Genomic DNA, 19,610 nt, shown 5'->3' with positions numbered 1-19,610 from the left:
CGTATTTGTTGGCAGGTTTCTGCTGTGATAAGAAGGGAACAGGTGTAAGATAATTCTTAATTGACGCTCTATCTTTATCATGTTAGCATATTAGCATGCTAAAGGATTTGGAGAAAGGATGGGTTCCATTGGTTAAACGCCTAATGTTCGAAAAACCACTGGGAATGCGAGATACGCTTCCCTTTTTTTATAACCAGAAATCGAAAGCACGGAAAAATTTATCGGACAGTATTTTATCTTTCGGTTATTCATTCATGGATACGCCGATCATGGAATATCACGAAACGGTAGGGAAAGTGAGTGCGACACTTGATCAGCAATTATTCAAATTGTTGGACCAGCAAGGACACACACTTGTTTTACGTCCGGATTTAACGGCACCGATCGCAAGGGTTGCCGCTTCTCAATTGAAGGATTCGGAATTTCCGCTTCGTCTTGCCTATGAGGGGCCTGTCTTTCGGGCCCAACAAGCGGAAGGTGGAAAGCCTGCTCAGTTCGAACAGGTCGGTACAGAGCTGATTGGTGACCATTCTTCTTATGGGGATGCGGAAGTTATCGCATTACTCGTGGAGTCATTGAAGCAGTCCGGTTTGGAGGACTTTGTCATCACTGTCGGACATATCGGGTATGTCAAAGCGTTTTTCCATGATTTATTGGGTGACGACGAAGAAACCATTGAGAATTTACTGAATTACTTGTATCGCAAAAACTATGTCGGCTATCGAGAAGCTGTCAAAGAACTTACTATTTCTAGCGATAAACAGGCTGCACTTCTTAAACTTCTAAGCATCAAAGGTGGCAAAGAGATCTTTGAAAGCAGTCGATCCCTTGCACGGAATCAATCATGTATGCAGGCGGTCAATGAACTTAAGCAACTATACCGTCTGTTAGAGCAGTATGAGGTGGAGAAATATATTCATTTCGACCTGAACTTGATCAGTCACATGGATTATTACACAGGGATTTTATTTGAGGGATATGCGCCTCACTTAGGATCCATGCTTTGTAATGGCGGCCGCTATGACACCTTATTGCCAACGTTTCAATTAGGGGCATCAGCAACTGGATTTGCAATACACCTGGAACGTCTTGTTGAAGCATTAAATGAACAAGAAAATGGCGACGAGCGGATGGGAATCATTGTCGATGATGATAGTTATAGTAAAGGGATTGCAGAGGCGAAGCGGTACAGAGACGAAGGTTACGCTGTACTGCTGCAACATGTAGATCAAATACCAGACGTAAAAGCTTTTCAACTGGAATTGACGAAAACAGTTGATCTTACCAAAGGCGGAGGTGAGCGAAATGAGTAAACCATTGACGATTGCTATGCCGAAGGGCCGTATTTATGAAGAGGCGGCTGTATTGATGCAAAAAGCAGGTTATGAACTAGGTGCAGACTTGGATGAATCAAGAAAATTGATTTTAGAATTTCCTGAACAGAACATTCGAGTGATGATGGCTAAACCGATGGATGTTGTCACCTATGTCGAATATGGAGCAGCAGACATCGGCATCGCCGGGAAAGATGTCTTGCTTGAACAGGATCGTGATGTATATGAAGTGCTCGATTTGAAAATCAGCCCTTGTTATGTAGCTGTTGCAGGGCTTCCGGATCAACCATTAAGTCGTATCGCACCAAAAATCGCGACCAAATATCCGAAAGTTGCCTCCGATTATTTCCGTGAGCAGGGAGAACAAATCGAAATCATCCCTCTGAATGGTTCCATTGAGCTTGCACCGCTCATAGGGTTGGCCGACCGGATTGTGGATATCGTATCAACCGGTAGGACGTTGAAAGAAAATGGACTCGTTGAATATGAAAAAATTACGGATATTACTTCCCGCTTGATCGTCAATCCGGTCAGCTATCGTCTGAAAAGTAACGACATTGAAGAAATGGTTGCGAAATTGAGTGAAGTCATGGAAGGAGAGCGTCAATGAAGATCATCAATAAATCGGACTTGAAATCTTTGAAACGTTCGGTCGACCAGGGCACGGAAGAACAGCGGAAAACGGTACAGGAAATCATAGCCCAGGTGAAACAACAGGGCGACAAAGCTGTGAAAGAGTATACGGAACGTTTCGATAAAGCCAAGCTTGATGCCTTGAAAGTGACAAAAGGGGAATTTGAGCAAGCTTATGATTCTCTTGACGGAGAGTTTGTGGAAATTCTGAAGGAAGCTGCCAAAAACATCACCGCTTTTCATGAAAAACAACGCTCTACCTCCTGGTTCGACAGTTCTGAAGATGGAACGATCCTCGGACAGAAGATTACACCGATTGATGCAGCAGGTGTTTATGTGCCAGGCGGAACCGCAGCATATCCATCTTCTGTGTTTATGAACGTCATACCTGCTCAAGTTGCAGGAGTGAAAAAAATCGTCATGGTCACCCCGCCAGATGAGGATGGAAATGTACCCGATGGTGTTTTACTTGCTGCACACATTTTAGGTGTAGAGGATGTATACAAAGTAGGAGGCGCACAAGCGATCGCCGCTTTGGCTTATGGTACGGAAACGATCCCTGCCGTCGATAAAATCACTGGACCAGGTAACGTTTTTGTAGCATTAGCTAAACGTGAGGTTTTCGGTGATGTCGATATTGATATGATAGCCGGACCAAGTGAAATTGCGGTCCTTGCTGACGAAACGGCTCGTGCGTCGGAAATAGCAGCCGATCTTCTCTCACAAGCGGAGCATGATGCCCGCTCCTCCAGCGTGCTTGTGACGAACAGTGAACCCCTTGCACAATCCGTCCAAAAGGAAGTTCAAAGTCAACTGGACCGTTTACCGAGAGCTGATATTGCAAGGCAGAGTGTAGAAGACTATGGAATGATCGTTCTTTGCGAAACATGGGACGAGGCTGTGGATACGATTAATGAGATTGCGCCAGAGCATTTAGAAGTTGTAACCGAAGATCCTTTTCAAGAACTAGGGAAAATCAAGCATGCAGGAGCTATTTTCCTAGGACCGTATAGTAGTGAACCAGTAGGTGATTACTTTGCTGGACCGAATCATGTTCTTCCGACAAATGGTACGGCAAGATTTTCAAGCCCTCTGAATGTTGATGATTTCACAAAAAAATCGAGCGTCATCTCTTACAGCAGACAAGCGCTTGAGAACAATGTCGACAAAATTGCCCGATTTGCCCGGTTAGAAGGGCTCGAAGCACATGCACGCGCAGTAGAGACACGTAAGGAGCGATGGAAATGACGGAAATTAGATCATCATCTATTGAACGAAATACAAGAGAAACAGAGATTAAGCTTGATTTTTCAGTTGATGGAGAAGGAAAAGCAGACCTGGATGTTCAAGTTCCTTTTCTCTCCCATATGCTTGAGCTCTTTACCAAACATGGCCTTTTCGATTTATCTGTAAAGGGACACGGTGATGTGGAGGTGGATGATCACCACTTGACCGAGGATATCGGTATTTGTCTTGGCCAGGCACTTAGACAGGCAATCGGAGATAAATTCGGAATGAAGCGATATGGATCGATGACCTTGCCGATGGATGAAACACTCGTGACAGTTGCCGTTGATTTGAGTGACCGTCCTCATTTGGAATGGCGAGCGGAGCTTCCGAAAGACCGTGTCGGTACATTTGATACAGAAAATGTCCATGAGTTTTTTTGGAAACTTGCTGTTGAGGCACGGATGAACTTACATATCGTCCTCCATCATGGGCATAACACCCATCATATTATTGAAGCAATGTTCAAAGCGTTGGCCCGAGCCCTGGATGAGGCGACTCAAATCGATCCACGCGTCAAAGGAGTCCCTAGTACGAAAGGAAGTTTATAATGATAGGAATCATAGATTACGGCATGGGAAACCTTTTCAGTGTTTCTAAAGCGCTCGAACGAATCGACGTACATTATAAAATAGCAGATCGTCCGAAAGATCTCGAAGGTTGTGATGGGTTTATCCTTCCTGGAGTAGGTGCGTTTCCGGATGCGATGAGAGCTCTTGGTGAACATGGATTCATTCGTTTTATCAAAGAAAAAGTCGCAGAAGGAGCTCCGGTATATGGAATTTGTCTGGGCATGCAGCTTTTGTTTGAAAGTAGCCAGGAAGGTGGAGAGACAGACGGACTAGGGCTTCTTCCAGGGTCCATCTCTCGTTTCCCTGGAATCGATGAAGATGGAAATTCCTACAAAGTTCCTCATATGGGCTGGAATCAACTGAAAATCCATCAGCCTGAGCAGCCATTAATGAAAGACGTAAAGGATGATCATGTTTATTTTGTTCATTCCTTTGTAGTAAGAACAGAGGATGCTTCCATTTTATATGCGACGTCTGATTATCATATGGAAGTTCCAGCGGTCATAGGCAAAGGGAATTTGGTTGCTAGCCAGTTCCACCCGGAGAAGAGCGGAAGAGCCGGGATGCAATTATTAGAGAATTTCTGTAAAGTAATGTGCAAACAGTGAGGAGTTTTTATCAATGAGCTTTACGATATATCCAGCGATCGATATGCGTGATGGGAAATGTGTACGCTTAGAGCAAGGAGATTTCGACAAGGAAACCATCTATGGGGAAAATCCTTTTGAGGTGGCGAAGGGATTTGCGGATACTGGTGCCTCCTGGATTCATATGGTGGATCTTGATGGAGCAAAAGAAGGATCGAAACAAAATGCAGAACATGTATTGAAGGTAGCAGATGAGTTGGATTGCCGCGTGCAAATTGGCGGGGGAATCCGTTCAGAGGAAGATGTGCGCTTTTATTTGGATCAGGGGGTAGACAGGGTCATCATCGGCTCTCTTGCTGTTCGCGATCTGGAAACGACTAAAGAACTGTTGCGGAAATATGGAGACAAAATCGCCATTGGTCTAGATGCTCGTGATGGATATGTTTCCACAGCTGGCTGGCTGGAACAATCCGAAGTAAAAGCCGTCGACCTTGGTAAAGAGCTGGCTGAAGCTGGTGCAGCAACATTCATTTATACAGATATCGCTAAAGATGGAATGCTTTCTGGTCCGAATACAAAAGAAATCGTCCGTCTAGCAGAAGAAACGGGTGTGGATGTTATTGCCTCTGGTGGAATCAAAGGTTTGCAAGATCTTGTGGAATTGAAGGAGTACAAAGATCAACACGTGATTGGGTCGATTGTTGGAAAAGCTTTATATACCAAACAGTTCACGTTAAAAGAAGCCCTCGAAGTGGAGGTGGGCTAATGTTATCGAAGCGAATCATCCCATGTCTCGACGTAAAAGAAGGACGAGTCGTCAAAGGCATCCAATTTGTTGATATCCGGGATGCAGGGGATCCTGTCGAACTTGCAAAAGTATATGATGAGCAGGGGGCGGATGAGCTGGTTTTCCTGGACATTTCCGCCAGTCATGAAGGGAAAAAAACGATGATTGATGTTGTAAGGTCCGTCGCTTCGGAACTTGCTATCCCATTTACCGTAGGGGGAGGCATCCGTACATTAGAAGATATTAAGGAGACACTGAGAAACGGAGCGGACAAAGTTTCTTTAAATTCTTCAGCCGTACAGCGACCGGAATTGATTACACAGGGGGCTGATTATTTTGGCAGTCAATGTATCGTCGTAGCCATTGATGCTAAGTACGACGAGGACGCTGGTAATTGGCGCGTTTTCACTCATGGTGGCCGTACTCCGACTGAATGGTTGGTGACCGACTGGGCGAAAGAAGCCGTTAAGCTTGGAGCGGGAGAAATTTTACTTACGTCGATGAATCAGGATGGAGAAAAAACTGGTTTCGATCTTCCGTTATTGAAAGTCGTGCAGGAAGTCGTAAGTGTCCCGGTCATCGCTTCTGGCGGGGCAGGTTCGAGTGAACATTTTCATGAAGTCTTTACAGAGGTGGATGCGGATGCTGCGCTTGCTGCTTCCATCTTCCACTATAAAGAAACATCCGTACAAAACGTGAAAGCTTACTTGAAGGAAAAAGGAGTGCCTGTCCGATGAAGATAGAAGAAATAAAATTTGATGAGCAAGGGCTCGTTCCTGCCATCGTTCAAGACGCCCGATCCAAAGCTGTTTTGACTTTGGCGTATATGAATAAACAATCACTGAAGAAGACGCTGGATATCGGTGAAACTGTTTTTTACAGTCGCTCCCGTCAAGAACTTTGGCATAAAGGGGAAACATCAGGGAATACACAGGAAGTGAAAAGCATTCGTTATGATTGTGACCAGGATGCATTGCTTGTTCAGGTGGTGCCAGCAGGGCCTGCCTGTCATAAAGGGGATTACAGCTGTTTTTCGGAATCACTGACTGGAACGGACGCTACTCCGAAGGAAAATCGCTATCAGATTCTAGATCAACTGCAATCTGTTTTAGCAGAGAGAAAAGCGACATTGCCAGAAGGGTCTTATACCTCCCAGCTTTTCCAAGAAGGCGTGGATCGTATCGCGAAGAAAATCGGTGAAGAGGCAGGAGAAGTGATTATTGCAGCTAAAAATGATGATGCCGAAGAAATAGCTCTTGAATCTGCTGACCTTCTGTTCCATCTGTTACTGATTTTAACGGACCGTGGAGTGCCTCTGGATAACGTTTTAGCTGTGCTGGAGGAACGTCATTCGTAAAAGGATTACATTTTTCTCCTATTTCTAGTCCATTATTTGTGTTATACTGCATAATTAGTGAGATTTGATACGGAAATAGGGGGACAGTCATGACGACTACACTTAAAGGGACAACAGCACAACAGGATACGAACATCATCCCATTTGTACCGACAGGCTCATTTTATTTTTCTCATGGGATACAGGCTTTCCAAAAGCGTCGTTTCAGTGCTGCTGTCAAGTGGCTGAAGAAAGCGATCGAAGCCTCTCCCGATGAAGCCTTATACCGATGCCAACTTTCTGTTGTTTATACAGAAGTTGGCTCTTATCATGCCGCAAACCAGGTACTCACCGAGGTATTGGCGGACTTTGGCAAAGAATACGTGGATTGTTATTATCTAATGGCGAACAATTACGCTCATCTTGGTCTTCTTAGTGATGCGAAAAAGTATGTGGACACCTATCTTGAACAGCCGGGCGATGGTGAGTTTGAGGATGCGGCCAAACAGTTGAAAGATATGTTGGATTCTCTTGAGGAAGAGGATGAAGATGATGATTGGGCATTTGAAGATGAGGATGAATTGCTTATTTATCAGGAAACAGCCTTTTACCATATAGAGCAAGAAGAGTGGGATCAGGCGTTAAGTGTTCTTGAAGAAATGATGCAACTATTCCCAGAGTTTACAATAGCAAAGCACAAATACGCTTATGCCTTATTCATGAACGGAGATAGGGATGAAGCCATTCAGTGCGAACACGCTCATCTTGAAAAGGATCCATCTAATATCCATAGCCACGTTAATCTGGCTACTTTTTATTTGCAAGAAGGAATGTCTGAAAAAGCATCTTTCCATATTGAACGCCTTCGTAATGTATTTCCAATGCATGAACAGCAAAAACTAGCTGTAGCGGAGATACTTTCGAGAGCAGGTTATTATAAAGAAGCGGTCGATCGTTTCCGTATGCTACGTGATAAACAGGTCGTGCGTCGTAGAGTTTATTATAAATGGTATAGTATAGCGGTTTATCATACAGGAAACCCTTCGAAAGCATTGCATTTATGGGAAAAAGGATGTAAACAGTTTCCGAAGATGGGAGAAGAAGGCGGACCTTGGAAACAAGAATAGTGACGGAGTAAGGAAATGTCTCTGTCCTCTAAGGTTCTAGCCTTTCGAGGTCATAAGACAATCGTTTCCGTGAAGGAAGTCCACTTCCCTGCAACGCTTGTCTTATGCTAGTCGAGGCTGAACGAGCCACTTCCGCTTTTCTATAAGCACATTAATGGACGGTTTTCGTATGATTTACTATGATATGTACATGAAAATGCAACTGAGATCAATTGGAATCGTAAGGAGTTGAGATGGATGAGTGAAGATCGGATTTATGATGTAATTATTGCGGGAGCTGGTCCTGCAGGGATGACAGCTGCCGTTTATACGTCTCGGGCAAACTTGGATACCTTGATGATTGAGCGAGGAATTCCAGGTGGCCAGATGGCAAATACAGAGGACGTAGAAAACTACCCTGGTTTTGAGAGTATTCTGGGTCCGGATTTATCTAATAAGATGTTCGACCATGCAAAGAAATTTGGTGCTGAATATGCTTATGGTGATATCAAGGAAGTTGTGGACGGAAAAGAGTATAAAACTGTCAAGGCTGGAAACAAGGAATATAAAGCTCGTGCTGTCATCGTGACAACGGGAGCACAGTATAAAGAACTTGGTGTGCCTGGGGAAAAAGAACTGGGAGGTCGTGGTGTATCTTATTGTGCGGTATGTGATGGCGCTTTCTTCCGTGATAAAGAGCTTGTCGTCGTCGGTGGCGGAGACTCGGCGGTTGAAGAAGGTGTGTACTTGACGCGCTTTGCGAGCAAAGTAACTATTGTCCACCGTCGTGATGAGTTACGTGCTCAAAAAATTCTTCAGGACCGTGCGTTCGATAACGAAAAAATCGACTTTATTTGGGACACAGAAGTGAAATCCATTAATGAAAAAGATGGAAAAGTCGGAAGTGTAACTCTTTACAATAAGAAAAAAGATGAAGAATACAATTTTGATACTAATGGTACCTTCATATATATTGGCATGATTCCATTAAGCACCCCTTTCGAGAGCCTTGGAATCACTAATGAACAAGGGTATATTGAAACGGATGAAAATATGGAAACAAAAGTACCCGGTGTATTTGCTGCCGGAGACATACGTGAAAAAGAATTGCGTCAGATTGTAACGGCTACTGGAGATGGAAGTATTGCCGCTCAATCCGTTCAGCACTATATTGAGAATCTCTTAGAGGAATTGAAGGTCGTCAATTAAAAAGAAACACCATCTTAACTCAGCTGTAACACATATGAAATAATTTTTTGTTATGATGATTATAATTAATTGACCCCCATTTAATAGATTAATCTCTATGAGGCACAGGTGCTCGTCATCTGTGTCTTTTTTTGTTGTATAGGGTCAAGTTTCGTACCTTTTATTTGAGTGGCGGGGCGGGAAAAAGTCGCTTTCCGCAAAGGCCTCATCCGATTTTGGCACACAAGAACTGCTTCGTTGATTTTACATGGTAGAAAAAGAAACACTGTCTTTTCTGAGGACTTAATCGAACATCGGGTATCATTCTCCTCTTGTAGTCTTCGCACCTTACCCTTCTAAGCAATTGCCATTTTATAGGAGGGTGTGAACATAATATTGTAGCGTGCTGTGTATTCATTGTATAATGGGGAGAGATGCCCTCTAGAAAGAAAATGAGGTGACGTAACGATGCAACGTGTAGCGAATTGTATTCTGAAAGTGAATAATTCTGTATTAATGTTGAAAAAACCGCGAAGAGGCTGGTATGTAGCCCCTGGTGGTAAAATGGAAGCAGGAGAGAATATAAAGGATTCTGTCGTCCGTGAATTCAGAGAGGAGACAGGTCTTCACATTGAGAATCCTGAATTGAAGGGTTCTTTTACATTCATTATGCGCGAGGAAGAAATGACCGCCCAAGAATGGATGATGTTTACTTTTTATAGCAGTAGCTATTCCGGGGACTTGCTTGATGTAAGTGAAGAGGGGGAGCTTGAATGGGTCCCTGTTGATGAAGTTCTTCAGAAACCGATGGCAGAGGGAGATCGGGAGATTTTCAAGCATATCTTGAATAATGAAGATCAAGTGTATGGAACATTTGTATATACGACGGATTTCCGATTGATCGATCAGGATTTGGATCCGTCACGACCTGACTAATGGGGAGCGATGAAAGATGCAGGTAGATACTAATGATACTCAGTTAGTGATCATCACAGGAATGTCAGGAGCAGGAAAAACCGTGGCAGTTCAAAGCTTTGAAGATCTCGGTTTTTTTTGTGTCGATAACTTGCCACCGGCTTTGTTACCGAAGTTCCTTGAACTAATGAAAGATTCGAGCAACAACATTCAAAACGTCGCATTGGTAATGGATCTGCGGGGCAGAGAATTTTTTGAAGCACTTTTTGATTCTCTCGACAGACTGGGGAAAGAAGACTGGCTGCAAGAACATATTCTGTTTCTGGATGCGGAAGACCAGTCGCTTGTTTCTCGATATAAAGAGACCAGACGTTCGCATCCGCTTGCGAAAGAAGGACTACCATTAGAGGGGATCCGCAGAGAACGAAAAATGCTCGATGAGCTCCGTGGACGGTCCCAGACGATTATTGATACGACCTCCCTTAAACCAAAAGATCTCAGAGAACGTATAATAGAAACATATCGTCAAAAAGAGCAGCAAGTCTTTTCCGTCCAGATGGTTTCCTTCGGCTTTAAATATGGCGTCCCGATTGATGCCGATCTAATGTTTGATGTGCGTTTTTTACCAAATCCACACTATGTGGAACATATGCGTCCATTGACAGGCTTGAATACGGAAGTGTCTTCTTACGTGTTCAAATGGACGGATACACAAAAATTTCTTGAAAAACTCAAGGACTTGCTTCAATTCATGCTTCCTCAATACAAAAGGGAAGGGAAAAGTCAGCTTGTCGTTGCTATCGGTTGTACAGGAGGACAGCATCGTTCTGTAGCTCTAGCCGAGCACTTATCCGAATATTTCTCTGCAGATTTTGTTACACATGTCACCCACAGAGATATCGATAAAAGAAAGGGTTTGTAATGGATGGATCATAAAACCAAGCCGCGTGTCGTCGTCGTTGGTGGCGGGACCGGGATGCCTGTGCTTTTACGCGGGCTAAAAAACTTACCGATCGACCTGTCAGCTATTGTGACAGTTGCTGATGATGGGGGAAGCTCTGGCCGGTTGCGAACGGAGATGGCAATTCCCGCTCCGGGGGATATCCGTAATGTTGTCGCCGCTTTATCGGATGCTGAACCAATGCTTTTAGAACTTTTCCAACACCGGTTCGCTAGTGGAAATGGTCTTTCCGGTCATTCTATGGGAAACTTACTACTAGCTGCGATGGCATCTATGACCGGTGATTTCTATAAAGGAATTAAAGAAATTTCCCGGGTGTTGAATGTGCGCGGTAATATCTATCCCATTGCAAACCACTCCATGAACCTTCATGCGGAAATGGAGGACGGTACAATTGTTACAGGCGAGTCAAGCATCCCTGAACAAAATAAGAGGATCAAGAGGGTGTATGTGAGTCCGACACCAGTTCAGCCACTTCCAGAGGCTGTCGAAGCTATTAAAACGGCTGACTTGATTGTCATTTCTCCAGGCAGCCTGTATACAAGCATTTTACCGAACATTATCATACCGGAAATTGGCCAGGCATTAAGGGATACAAATGCGAAAGTCACTTATATTTGTAATGTAATGACACAAGCTGGCGAAACATCTGGTTACACAGCCGGGGACCATATCCAGGCATTGTTCGACCATATTGGTGAGGATGTGTTACAGTCTGTGATTGTACACAATAAGCCGATTGATCAAGGGGTAAGGAAGGCTTATGCGGAAGAAAATGCAGAGCCTGTTATATATGATATCGAACGGATAAAATCCATGGGCTTAAAAGTAATAGAAGAAGATATTATAGACCATAGCAAGTCTATGCTACGACATGACACAGATAAATTGGCGAAACTATTGCATTCTATGCTCTAGGGGCCGTTTGTTTTGTGGAATAAAGGGGGGTGAACATCCATGTCATTTGCATCAGAGATAAAAAAAGAATTGACCAATGTGGAAGCTGACACTTGCTGTATGGAAGCTGAATTGGCAGCACTCGTACGGATGAATGGTACTTTTTCTCTTTCCAATAGAGAGTATATTTTAGACGTTCAGACAGAAAATGCGGCCATCGCAAGAGAAATATACACATTGATCAAAAAATTGTATCCCTATCCGGTAGAACTGCTCGTACGGAAAAAGATGCGTCTTAAGAAGAATAATGTCTACATTGTACGGATGACAGAGAAAGCGAATGTGCTCCTTGAGGATCTTGAAATTTTGAAAGGGCCATTCTCGATCAATCATGAAATTCCTAAGAAGTACCTGGAAGACACTTGTTGCAAACGTGCGTATTTGCGAGGAGCTTTTTTAGCTGGAGGATCTGTCAACAATCCGGAAACATCCTCTTATCACCTTGAGATTTATTCCTCTGATGAGGAACACAACGAGGCGTTGTGTGAGCTGATGAATAGCTTTGGATTGCATGCCCGGACATTAAGCAGAAAGAAAGGGTATATCACCTACCTGAAGGAAGCAGATAAAATTACAGAGTTAATTAGTAATATCGGTGCTCACCAGGCTCTTTTTAAATTTGAGGATGTACGTATAGTCAGAGATATGCGTAATTCAGTTAATCGATTAGTCAATTGTGAGACTGCTAATTTAAATAAAACAATTGGTGCTGCTTTCCGTCAGGTGGAAAACATCAAGTTCATTAAACGCACGGTAGGATTGGAGGCATTACCTGATAAATTACAAGAAATTGCCAGCTTGAGGTTGCAACATCAAGAGGTTTCCCTAAAAGAACTCGGTGAATATGTTTCCGGGGCAGCGATTAGTAAATCAGGTATCAATCATAGGTTGCGCAAGATTGATGAGTTTGCTGAAAAAGTAAGGAAAGGCGAAGTTACAGAAAATACAAGAAATTAATGTTTCCTTAACCATTTCATGCTATAATGAAATACAATTATAAACGCTTTCTAAATGAGAGCGTTCTTTTTCTTAAAGATTGAATCCGCTTTCAAAAGATGCAGGATATATGTAGAGAGGAGAATGACTGGTGATTGAAAGGAATATAAAAATAGAGCTTGAGACAGGCTTGCAAGCAAGACCAGCTGCCCAGTTTGTGCAGGAAGCGAATAAGTTTTCAGCTGATGTCTTCATTGAGAAAGATGAAAAGCGTGTCAATGCAAAAAGTATTATGGGATTGATGAGTCTAGCTGTCGGAACGGATGAAGAAATCAAATTGATTGCAGATGGTTCAGATGAAGAAGAAGCTATCAAGTTGTTGACTGAATTTGTCCAGGAATCTTAATAGGTGTTTATGTGAATGAATGAACGTTCTTCATAAGGGAACGATTTCATGAGCGCGAATAAAAGGCCGCTGTGGTCTCCACAACGGCCTTTTTTCGTTCTTATTTATCGGATGTTTTCTCCATGACTTTATCAATTAAGCCGTAATCCACAGCTTCATGGGCAGACATGAAGTTATCGCGATCTGTATCGCGTTCGATTACTTCTAGAGGCTGACCTGTACGTTCAGCGAGTATTTTGTTCAATTTCTCACGCATTTTGATGATTCGCTTCGCATGAATTTCAATGTCAGAAGCTTGTCCTTGTGTTCCACCCAGTGGTTGGTGAATCATAACTTCACTGTTTGGTAGTGCGTAACGTTTACCAGGCTCACCTGCATTCAATAGGAAAGCACCCATGGAAGCAGCCATTCCTGTACAGATTGTAGATACATTCGGTTTAATGAACTGCATTGTATCGTAAATAGCCATACCAGCTGTGATGGACCCTCCTGGAGAGTTGATGTATAAAGAAATATCTTTATCTGGATCATCAGCAGCAAGGAAAAGTAGCTGGGCTACAACAGAGTTCGAGATGTTATCATCGATCGGGCTTCCAAGCATAATAATCCGATCTTTAAGTAAACGGGAATAAATGTCGTATGCACGTTCTCCGCGGTTTGTTTGTTCAATAACTGTTGGGACTAAATTCATTTGAAAATCCTCCTTATCATCAAGTTAATTATGATGGAATATATTCATCATACCTTTAAGGTCAGTGAAGGTCAAACAAAAAAGGTCGAGCATATTTTGCACTTGGACAAGCAACAAAATTGACCCTGTTAGATCTTCTAATGCCGTAGGATAATGAATGGTTATTAATTGTATTCTCTTTGATGTATTGCAATTCCTTCTACCATCATACCCTTATTTTACCTATATAAACGTACAGATTAAAATCCTTGAATTACACCTGGGCTGCCATCATCCTTTGTATTAGGAAGAAGGCGTGTATAAAACATTGTACAAGAGCATATCTTTGAATCATGAAATCTGAGATAATAGTGTGGGAGGATAACTTTTTAAAAATGGGTTGCATTTTTGAGTTTTTATCCTTATAATATTAAATGCATGTCGACTTGCGCCCGTAGCTCAGTTGGATAGAGCGGTAGATTCCGGTTCTACGTCTGTCGGAGGTTCGAATCCTCTCGGGCGCGCTATAAGTTCATAAACGTTGGTATGACGGCAAAGAGACACGGACTATTGAACGTTTTTCGCACCGTTGGTTGTGCGAAGAGACACGGTCTAACAAATCCGTCCTAGCCGTTTTTGGTCGAGTTCGAGCGACCGCATACCAACCTACTACGAAGCCTCTCGTTTTCTTAGAAATAAGAAATCGGGAGGTTTTTTGTTGTGCGAAAAAATAGACGCAGAGGCATTGTGAGACGCAGAGAGACCGGTATCGACTCGAGCTCCATAAGACAAATTTATCGTATGAGAAAGCCGCTGAACGCCTTATACGCATCTATGAGTCGGAGGGCTACCTTTCACCGGACTATAAGAGACTATATGAAGTATTGGCGGCAGTTCTTCGAGGTCATCAAAAAGACCGACGTTTTCGACGTTACAAAGGAAGACTTCCGGCGTTACATTACGACACTATTAAATCAGCACGAGTTATCGCCGACCACGGTTAACATCCGACTAGTTAGTGTTAAAGCGATATTCTCGAAAATGGTTGCCGAACTAGGGAGGACTTGCAGCAGGCGGCAGAAGTCGCTCGAAGTCGTGGGAGTATGGGTGATAAAGTCCTATACGTCAACCACAAGCATGCATTAGACGAACAGAAGGAAAGCCAGGGCAGTGAGGGAGGCTCCGAATGAGTCGAGAGCACATCGCACTACATGAAAAGTAAAAGCAGCAATCAAATAAACGAACACAAACGAGGGGCCTTCGGGCCTCTTTTTTTATATCTAAAAAAGGGGAGAGCAACGATGAAAACGCAGGGAGTAAACGAGAAGAAATGCCGCAAATGTAGCGAAGTAAAGGGGCTCGAGGAGTTCCATAAAAACAAACTCGGGAGGCAGGGACGGCAACCTCGATGCAAGCCGTGTCAATCTGAGTATGATGCGGAATACAGGTCGAAGAATCCTAAGAAGGTCCGAGAATGGTCCCGACGATCATACGAAAAGAATAAAGACTATTATCGCAAGTGGCGAGCAGATAACAGAAAACGAGAAAATGAGAGGCACTATCGCAGGCGTTCGATGCTTGCAGCTTTACCCAATGAGCTAAACGAGAAGGAGCTCGCAGCCTTGCAGCCTCACAGGGGAGCGAGAGAACGTAGAGGCCGAGCACTTCATCTCTCCGACTGTAACAGGTCACGGAGGGACTACTCGAGGGAACATGCTCCCGTTAAAAAGAGGGCTCAACGTATCAAAAGGGGGTCGGAATCCCTTTCGTTGGTTCGATCGTTACAAGGGTGTCTATAGTCTGGATGCGGAGAAGCTCGAGGAGATCGTCGAGGAGCTCGCAGATATCAACGGCCTCACAGTCGAGGAGTTCCGGTCATTCGTGAATTGGTGCTACGATCATCCAAGAAACCTCGAAGAAGTGAAGGCAACGGAGGAGCTCGACTCTATTGCGTTATGGAGAGCGCAGCAGGGTCTCGAATTAGTAGGGTAGTCGCTTTTTATGCGGCTGCCTATTTTTTTTATGGCCAAAAATAGCGTAAATAAAAAGACGCCCTCTCGATTAGATCGAATCAGCGTCGTTATTATTGTTCGATGCATCCGGTTTTTCATGTGGTTCCGTCGGGTCGTATTCGATAAGATCACAAACGTCTATATCGAAGTATCTTGCTATTAAGTCCAAGTGATACAAATAAACAAAATTGCGATTGTTATTGACGAGGTTATTGATAGAAGCAGGACGAAGCCCGATTTCCCTTGCTAGCCCTCTTTGGGTGACATTTCTCTCCTCCAAGATATCCTTCAATCTAATTCTAATTGCCAAAATCAAAACCTCCTGACAAGATAACATTACCACAGACTTTCAAAAAAAACGATACGTGATTGCGTAATGTTACATGCCTTAATAATTTAGAAATAATTTAGAAATAATTTTGGTAAAAAAAGTATTGACGCCCCGTTACGCATGGGTGTAACATTAGGGTGTCGAAGGGCAGACAAGCTCCAAAAATCAAGCCAGCAAGGTTTTTGGTTGGTATATAGACAGGAAAATCAACCGGATAAATTAAGAAAAAGGGGAGTCATACACTATGGCAAAGGAAAAAAAGAGTAAGAAACCATTCTACAAAAGGATTTGGGTTTGGGTTCTAGCCGTAATTATTATCGGCGCAGTCGCAACAGGCGGAGACGAAGAAGATACCGCAAGCGATAACGGAGGAAATGACGCAGAGGCCACTGAAGCAAATGCCGAGGCATCTTCCACCGACGAAGGCGGAGAAGAAGAATCCTCCGAGGAGAATACGGAAACTAAAACCGCAAAGATCGGGGAGCCGTCCACAGTTGACGACGTTACTTTTACGGTTACTGACGTAAGAGAGACTAGCGAAATCGACTCCGGAAATGAATTTATTGAGAATGCGACAACATCTGGGAAATTCGTTCTCGTTAATGTAACCGTGAAGAACGAAAAGAAGGATGCTCTAACGATCGACTCAAGTTATTTCAAACTTAACGCAGGCGGTTCCGAGTATGACCCGACGACCTCCGGTGAGGTTACGATGGCTCTAAGTTCCGAGGATGACTTTTTCCTCACGCAAGTAAATCCGGGGCTCGAGAAGTCCGGCACGATCGCTTTCGAGGTAGGTAAAGACGTAGAAGTCTCCGAGGCAATTCTAAAAGCGTCTCCTGGCTTCTGGGGAACAGTATCGACTGAAATTCAATTAAGCGAGTAAGCTATGATGATATGAAGAATATACGAGGGCGTCCCGATGCGGTCGCTCTTTTTTTTCTATGTACAGAGCAAGGTCGAATACTTACTCATTTTCTTCTGGCAGTATCTCCAGAATCTCATTAAAATCGGTAATATCGAAATGCTTCATAATTTTCTCGATGTGCTCCAAGTGTATTTGTTTCCGGAAGCCGGCCGTAAGTTGAGAGATGGCATTCGGACGGATACCGGTCTCTTGAGCAAGTCTCATTTGCGTATATCCTCGTTCTTTCAGGATATCAGTGAGCTTTATTCTTATATTGTTCCCGTTTTGATGGTAAACGTTCCTCATAGTCATGCACCGTCCTCCCTTTTTCTCCTATCAAGTAAACGCTAAACGGCATTAGAACATTCTAACACCGTAAAGGGGTATTGATTGAAGGACTGAAAGATCAATACGTTGTAGAAAAGTTTTTAATTTGAAATAATTGGATTTGGGTTATGTCAAAAGGGACGAGCCAAAACTCTTAAAAAGGGGAGAATAAAATATGGATGAAACTTCTATGAAACTAGCTACATCTTTTGCGGAGACTTTAGGAAGGAACACATATGAGTGGGTTTCAACAAAAACCCAACAAGCAAAGGAAAAGAAAAAATAGAAGAACAACAAGTAATTTACGATGAAATCATTAACAGTCTATTGCAGGATAAAATGGATTTAGAGGCTATCGCTCGGGAATATAAGTCATTATATGAGAGTGTGACTATCAGTGATAAAGATATAGAATACCTTCAAAGCACCGTCCAACAAGTTGTAGAGTTGCTAAGCTCTACATCTCCCAAAGTGAGTGCTCAGCAAGAAAGTTTCAATGTTCTTATTAATCTAATAAACAAAGACACTTTAAAAACTATGCAATTATTAGGATTCAATTATAAAGAGGCTATTGGTATCCCTCTTACCGAAGTGTGTGCAAATGCTATACATACTAAAATAGGAGGGAATAATAAAACAAGCAATCAGCGAAAGAAAAAGTAAAAAAGGGATAAAAATATGAAAGAAGGTGCTTTAACATCATAGGAGTAGACCCATTAATTACTGAATTAGCTAGTCGAATAATTAGCGCCTCTGCGCAAAAAAGCTCTAGTGATGAAGAGTTTGCCGAGAAGAAAAAGGAATTGGCATTATTAGAGTATCAAGCAAAAGTTGCGCAAGAAGTAGCGATCGCCAATAGAATTGAATCTGCGACAGAAGTCGAAATCGAAGAGTATTATGGCAAGAGTGGTGACGGAACAGTCGGAGTATCTGCGAAACAAGATTCGGTAACTGTAGGCGTAAGTGGTTCAAAACAAAACGTTACAAAACGTATATATAAGTTCCGTGGAATGGACCCGATAGTTAAAGAAAATGAGGATAGTGAGGAGCTCAAAAGCAATCAGCAAGAGTAGGAATTGCACCTTGACAAACAAAAAGGACCGGAAGGAATGCACTCCCTCCGGCCCTACTTTCGGACAACAACAAACACGACAAGACGTCGGTTTGAACAGATTGAGCATATCACTCGAAGTAACAGGGCGTAAATTAGCGCTCTTTTTTTAATATTGCAGGAGGTCAGTAACAGGCAGTACATCGATAAAAAGAACAAAAAGGTGCGATATATATAGCACGAATCAGGTGAGATCATAGCAAAAGAATGCAGCGCATGTAGAGAAATCAAGAGTATTGACGGTTTCCATAAAGCAAAAAGGATGTCGGTCCGTGTCTCAAAATGCCGTGACCGTATGGCCGTAGAAGCCCCGGTTTACTTGGACGGCTACGAGATCCCACGGGCAAGCACGGCCCATGTAACGCGTTTCCAAGAACGGTCGAAAGCCCGAAGCCAACGATCCATTGGCAGGCAGACGGTAACGGTTAACATTAAGGCGGTGCCCTTCGGGGTTGCCGACTCTTTTTATATTAGCCGGTGCACACGGGCCCCACAGCGTAATTAGATAAGGTTAGGCTTACGATTGATTCATTCGCACACAGAACGAAATTTTACTAGCATACACACCACCTAAGAAGGCTCCTATACTAGCTCCTAATAATGCCCCTATTGATTGGATCCAAGCATCCGGAGTAACTTGGTTTAAAAATTTGAGGACATCGTCCATATTCATTTACCTCCAATTACCTGTATTAGATTAATTATACAAGTAAACAAGATGCGGGCCTAAGAAAATCATTCGGTTTACCAGGAACTTCCCACTAAGGATGGACCACGTTGTCATGTTCTCGATAGCTTTGCGTTTTTTCACGTTATAATGCTATAATCTGAAGTACAGAACGCAACCGTCTACTATATAACGAGACTTTCGAGTCCCCGTTATTTCATTTCGGATGGTTGTTCGATGAGAGAACGAGAGGTAGCACGCCCTGAGACAGACGGATTTTGCGCCCGTAGCTCAGTTGGATAGAGCGGTAGATTCCGGTTCTACGTCTGTCGGAGGTTCGAATCCTCTCGGGCGCGCTATAAAAAAACAGGCCTTCCTTCATTGAGGAAGGCCTGTTTTTTTATCATACTTTCATTATATAAGTATAGTAAATGAGGAAGTTTTACAGTGACAAGAATGTTATTTAAATAATCATTTAACAAAACTATTACATTATTTATACGAACATTCATTTGGTTATGTTATCGTAATGTAGTTTCCTAATTCTAAAATCTATGTTATTATTAAATGAATAAACGAG

Annotated in this window: 22 protein-coding genes and 2 tRNA genes; 21 read left to right on the top strand and 3 right to left on the bottom strand. The window is 43.1% G+C overall.

Annotation, left to right across the window (positions count from 1 at the left end; translation table 11 throughout):
* Positions 1–128 precede the first annotated feature (128 nt).
* The 15 genes from BMZ58_RS04100 (at position 129) to BMZ58_RS04030 (ending at position 13,005) form a co-directional block, all read left to right on the top strand.
* Positions 129–1,313, top strand: a complete 1,185-nt coding sequence (locus tag BMZ58_RS04100; RefSeq protein ID WP_075035292.1) for an ATP phosphoribosyltransferase regulatory subunit — start codon at positions 129–131, stop codon at positions 1,311–1,313.
* Positions 1,306–1,944 (top strand): ATP phosphoribosyltransferase, encoded by a 639-nt coding sequence (hisG, locus tag BMZ58_RS04095; RefSeq protein WP_075035291.1) that lies wholly within the window; start codon positions 1,306–1,308, stop codon positions 1,942–1,944. The genes BMZ58_RS04100 and hisG overlap by 8 nt, the downstream gene beginning before the upstream one ends.
* The gene (gene hisD, locus BMZ58_RS04090; protein ID WP_075035290.1) at positions 1,941–3,215 is read left to right on the top strand and encodes a histidinol dehydrogenase; all 1,275 of its coding nucleotides are present in this window, start codon (positions 1,941–1,943) and stop codon (positions 3,213–3,215) included. Before hisG ends, hisD begins: the two co-directional genes overlap by 4 nt.
* Entirely contained in the window at positions 3,212–3,805 is a 594-nt protein-coding gene (gene hisB / locus BMZ58_RS04085; RefSeq protein ID WP_075035289.1) for an imidazoleglycerol-phosphate dehydratase HisB, read from the top strand. The genes hisD and hisB overlap by 4 nt, the downstream gene beginning before the upstream one ends.
* On the top strand, positions 3,805–4,434 hold the full coding sequence (hisH, locus tag BMZ58_RS04080; protein WP_075035288.1) for an imidazole glycerol phosphate synthase subunit HisH: 630 nt from the start codon (positions 3,805–3,807) through the stop codon (positions 4,432–4,434). Before hisB ends, hisH begins: the two co-directional genes overlap by 1 nt.
* 13 nt (positions 4,435–4,447) lie before the next feature.
* Complete coding sequence (gene hisA / locus BMZ58_RS04075; RefSeq protein ID WP_075035287.1) at positions 4,448–5,179, top strand: 1-(5-phosphoribosyl)-5-[(5-phosphoribosylamino)methylideneamino]imidazole-4-carboxamide isomerase; 732 nt, start codon at positions 4,448–4,450, stop codon at positions 5,177–5,179.
* Entirely contained in the window at positions 5,179–5,937 is a 759-nt protein-coding gene (gene hisF, locus BMZ58_RS04070) for an imidazole glycerol phosphate synthase subunit HisF (RefSeq protein WP_075035286.1), read from the top strand. The genes hisA and hisF overlap by 1 nt, the downstream gene beginning before the upstream one ends.
* A complete protein-coding gene (hisIE, locus tag BMZ58_RS04065; protein ID WP_075035285.1) occupies positions 5,934–6,557 on the top strand; it encodes a bifunctional phosphoribosyl-AMP cyclohydrolase/phosphoribosyl-ATP diphosphatase HisIE in 624 nt (207 codons plus the stop codon). Before hisF ends, hisIE begins: the two co-directional genes overlap by 4 nt.
* Positions 6,558–6,646: 89 nt before the next feature.
* Positions 6,647–7,663 (top strand): tetratricopeptide repeat protein, encoded by a 1,017-nt coding sequence (locus BMZ58_RS04060; RefSeq protein WP_075035284.1) that lies wholly within the window; start codon positions 6,647–6,649, stop codon positions 7,661–7,663.
* A gap of 237 nt (positions 7,664–7,900) precedes the next feature.
* Entirely contained in the window at positions 7,901–8,851 is a 951-nt protein-coding gene (trxB, locus tag BMZ58_RS04055; RefSeq protein ID WP_075035283.1) for a thioredoxin-disulfide reductase, read from the top strand.
* A gap of 447 nt (positions 8,852–9,298) precedes the next feature.
* The gene (locus BMZ58_RS04050; RefSeq protein WP_075035282.1) at positions 9,299–9,766 is read left to right on the top strand and encodes an 8-oxo-dGTP diphosphatase; all 468 of its coding nucleotides are present in this window, start codon (positions 9,299–9,301) and stop codon (positions 9,764–9,766) included.
* Positions 9,767–9,782: 16 nt separating this feature from the next.
* Positions 9,783–10,667 carry an RNase adapter RapZ gene (gene rapZ, locus BMZ58_RS04045; RefSeq protein WP_075035281.1) on the top strand — a complete coding sequence of 295 codons (885 nt, stop codon included), beginning with the start codon at positions 9,783–9,785 and terminating at the stop codon, positions 10,665–10,667.
* A 3-nt stretch (positions 10,668–10,670) separates the two neighbouring features.
* Positions 10,671–11,624, top strand: a complete 954-nt coding sequence (locus BMZ58_RS04040; RefSeq protein WP_075035280.1) for a gluconeogenesis factor YvcK family protein — start codon at positions 10,671–10,673, stop codon at positions 11,622–11,624.
* Between the two features lie 39 nt (positions 11,625–11,663).
* On the top strand, positions 11,664–12,620 hold the full coding sequence (gene whiA, locus BMZ58_RS04035) for a DNA-binding protein WhiA (RefSeq protein ID WP_075035279.1): 957 nt from the start codon (positions 11,664–11,666) through the stop codon (positions 12,618–12,620).
* 130 nt (positions 12,621–12,750) lie between these two features.
* Positions 12,751–13,005, top strand: coding sequence for an HPr family phosphocarrier protein (locus BMZ58_RS04030; protein WP_075035278.1), 255 nt, complete (start codon positions 12,751–12,753; stop codon positions 13,003–13,005).
* A 100-nt stretch (positions 13,006–13,105) separates the two neighbouring features.
* Here the strand turns inward: BMZ58_RS04030 and clpP are convergent, their stop codons facing one another.
* Positions 13,106–13,696 carry an ATP-dependent Clp endopeptidase proteolytic subunit ClpP gene (clpP, locus tag BMZ58_RS04025; protein WP_075035277.1) on the bottom strand — a complete coding sequence of 197 codons (591 nt, stop codon included), beginning with the start codon at positions 13,694–13,696 and terminating at the stop codon, positions 13,106–13,108.
* A gap of 427 nt (positions 13,697–14,123) precedes the next feature.
* Between clpP and BMZ58_RS04020 the strand changes: the two genes are divergently transcribed.
* Positions 14,124–14,199, top strand: a tRNA-Arg gene (locus tag BMZ58_RS04020).
* 277 nt (positions 14,200–14,476) lie between these two features.
* Positions 14,477–14,821 (top strand): phage integrase N-terminal SAM-like domain-containing protein, encoded by a 345-nt coding sequence (locus BMZ58_RS21735; protein WP_425268646.1) that lies wholly within the window; start codon positions 14,477–14,479, stop codon positions 14,819–14,821.
* A gap of 915 nt (positions 14,822–15,736) precedes the next feature.
* On the opposite strand, the gene BMZ58_RS04005 is transcribed toward BMZ58_RS21735, so the two are convergent.
* The gene (locus tag BMZ58_RS04005) at positions 15,737–15,997 is read right to left on the bottom strand and encodes a helix-turn-helix domain-containing protein (protein ID WP_167360022.1); all 261 of its coding nucleotides are present in this window, start codon (positions 15,995–15,997) and stop codon (positions 15,737–15,739) included.
* Between the two features lie 265 nt (positions 15,998–16,262).
* Between BMZ58_RS04005 and BMZ58_RS04000 the strand changes: the two genes are divergently transcribed.
* Entirely contained in the window at positions 16,263–16,904 is a 642-nt protein-coding gene (locus BMZ58_RS04000; protein WP_075035273.1) for a DUF4352 domain-containing protein, read from the top strand.
* Positions 16,905–16,985: 81 nt separating this feature from the next.
* On the opposite strand, the gene BMZ58_RS03995 is transcribed toward BMZ58_RS04000, so the two are convergent.
* Entirely contained in the window at positions 16,986–17,237 is a 252-nt protein-coding gene (locus BMZ58_RS03995) for a helix-turn-helix domain-containing protein (protein WP_083412506.1), read from the bottom strand.
* Positions 17,238–17,492: 255 nt separating this feature from the next.
* On the opposite strand from BMZ58_RS03995, the gene BMZ58_RS03990 reads away from it, so the two are divergent.
* The 3 genes from BMZ58_RS03990 to BMZ58_RS03980 all read left to right on the top strand — a co-directional run bounded on the left by BMZ58_RS03990 (position 17,493) and on the right by BMZ58_RS03980 (position 19,386).
* A complete protein-coding gene (locus tag BMZ58_RS03990; protein WP_075035272.1) occupies positions 17,493–17,915 on the top strand; it encodes a hypothetical protein in 423 nt (140 codons plus the stop codon).
* Between the two features lie 140 nt (positions 17,916–18,055).
* Positions 18,056–18,325 carry a hypothetical protein gene (locus BMZ58_RS03985; protein WP_075035271.1) on the top strand — a complete coding sequence of 90 codons (270 nt, stop codon included), beginning with the start codon at positions 18,056–18,058 and terminating at the stop codon, positions 18,323–18,325.
* Between the two features lie 985 nt (positions 18,326–19,310).
* Positions 19,311–19,386, top strand: a tRNA-Arg gene (locus tag BMZ58_RS03980).
* Positions 19,387–19,610 lie beyond the last annotated feature (224 nt).

The sequence above is a fragment of the Halobacillus dabanensis genome (assembly GCF_900114165.1).
Classification (GTDB): Bacteria; Bacillota; Bacilli; order Bacillales; family Halobacillaceae; genus Halobacillus; species Halobacillus dabanensis.
The sequence above is the reverse complement of the archived record's forward strand: the minus strand, read 5'-3'. Positions and strand labels throughout refer to the sequence as shown.

Bases quoted from the DNA above. Each gene is read 5' to 3' on its own strand.
- trxB (WP_075035283.1), top strand. From the start codon at position 7,901: ATGAGTGAAGATCGGATTTATGATGTAATTATTGCGGGAGCTGGTCCT.
- BMZ58_RS04040 (WP_075035280.1), top strand. From the start codon at position 10,671: ATGGATCATAAAACCAAGCCGCGTGTCGTCGTCGTTGGTGGCGGGACC.
- BMZ58_RS04060 (WP_075035284.1), top strand. From the start codon at position 6,647: ATGACGACTACACTTAAAGGGACAACAGCACAACAGGATACGAACATC.
- BMZ58_RS03995 (WP_083412506.1), bottom strand. From the start codon at position 17,237: ATGACTATGAGGAACGTTTACCATCAAAACGGGAACAATATAAGAATA.
- hisIE (WP_075035285.1), top strand. From the start codon at position 5,934: ATGAAGATAGAAGAAATAAAATTTGATGAGCAAGGGCTCGTTCCTGCC.
- hisA (WP_075035287.1), top strand. From the start codon at position 4,448: ATGAGCTTTACGATATATCCAGCGATCGATATGCGTGATGGGAAATGT.
- BMZ58_RS04000 (WP_075035273.1), top strand. From the start codon at position 16,263: ATGGCAAAGGAAAAAAAGAGTAAGAAACCATTCTACAAAAGGATTTGG.
- rapZ (WP_075035281.1), top strand. From the start codon at position 9,783: ATGCAGGTAGATACTAATGATACTCAGTTAGTGATCATCACAGGAATG.
- hisD (WP_075035290.1), top strand. From the start codon at position 1,941: ATGAAGATCATCAATAAATCGGACTTGAAATCTTTGAAACGTTCGGTC.
- whiA (WP_075035279.1), top strand. From the start codon at position 11,664: ATGTCATTTGCATCAGAGATAAAAAAAGAATTGACCAATGTGGAAGCT.
- BMZ58_RS21735 (WP_425268646.1), top strand. From the start codon at position 14,477: ATGAGAAAGCCGCTGAACGCCTTATACGCATCTATGAGTCGGAGGGCT.
- hisG (WP_075035291.1), top strand. From the start codon at position 1,306: ATGAGTAAACCATTGACGATTGCTATGCCGAAGGGCCGTATTTATGAA.
- BMZ58_RS04050 (WP_075035282.1), top strand. From the start codon at position 9,299: ATGCAACGTGTAGCGAATTGTATTCTGAAAGTGAATAATTCTGTATTA.
- clpP (WP_075035277.1), bottom strand. From the start codon at position 13,696: ATGAATTTAGTCCCAACAGTTATTGAACAAACAAACCGCGGAGAACGT.
- hisF (WP_075035286.1), top strand. From the start codon at position 5,179: ATGTTATCGAAGCGAATCATCCCATGTCTCGACGTAAAAGAAGGACGA.
- hisH (WP_075035288.1), top strand. From the start codon at position 3,805: ATGATAGGAATCATAGATTACGGCATGGGAAACCTTTTCAGTGTTTCT.
- hisB (WP_075035289.1), top strand. From the start codon at position 3,212: ATGACGGAAATTAGATCATCATCTATTGAACGAAATACAAGAGAAACA.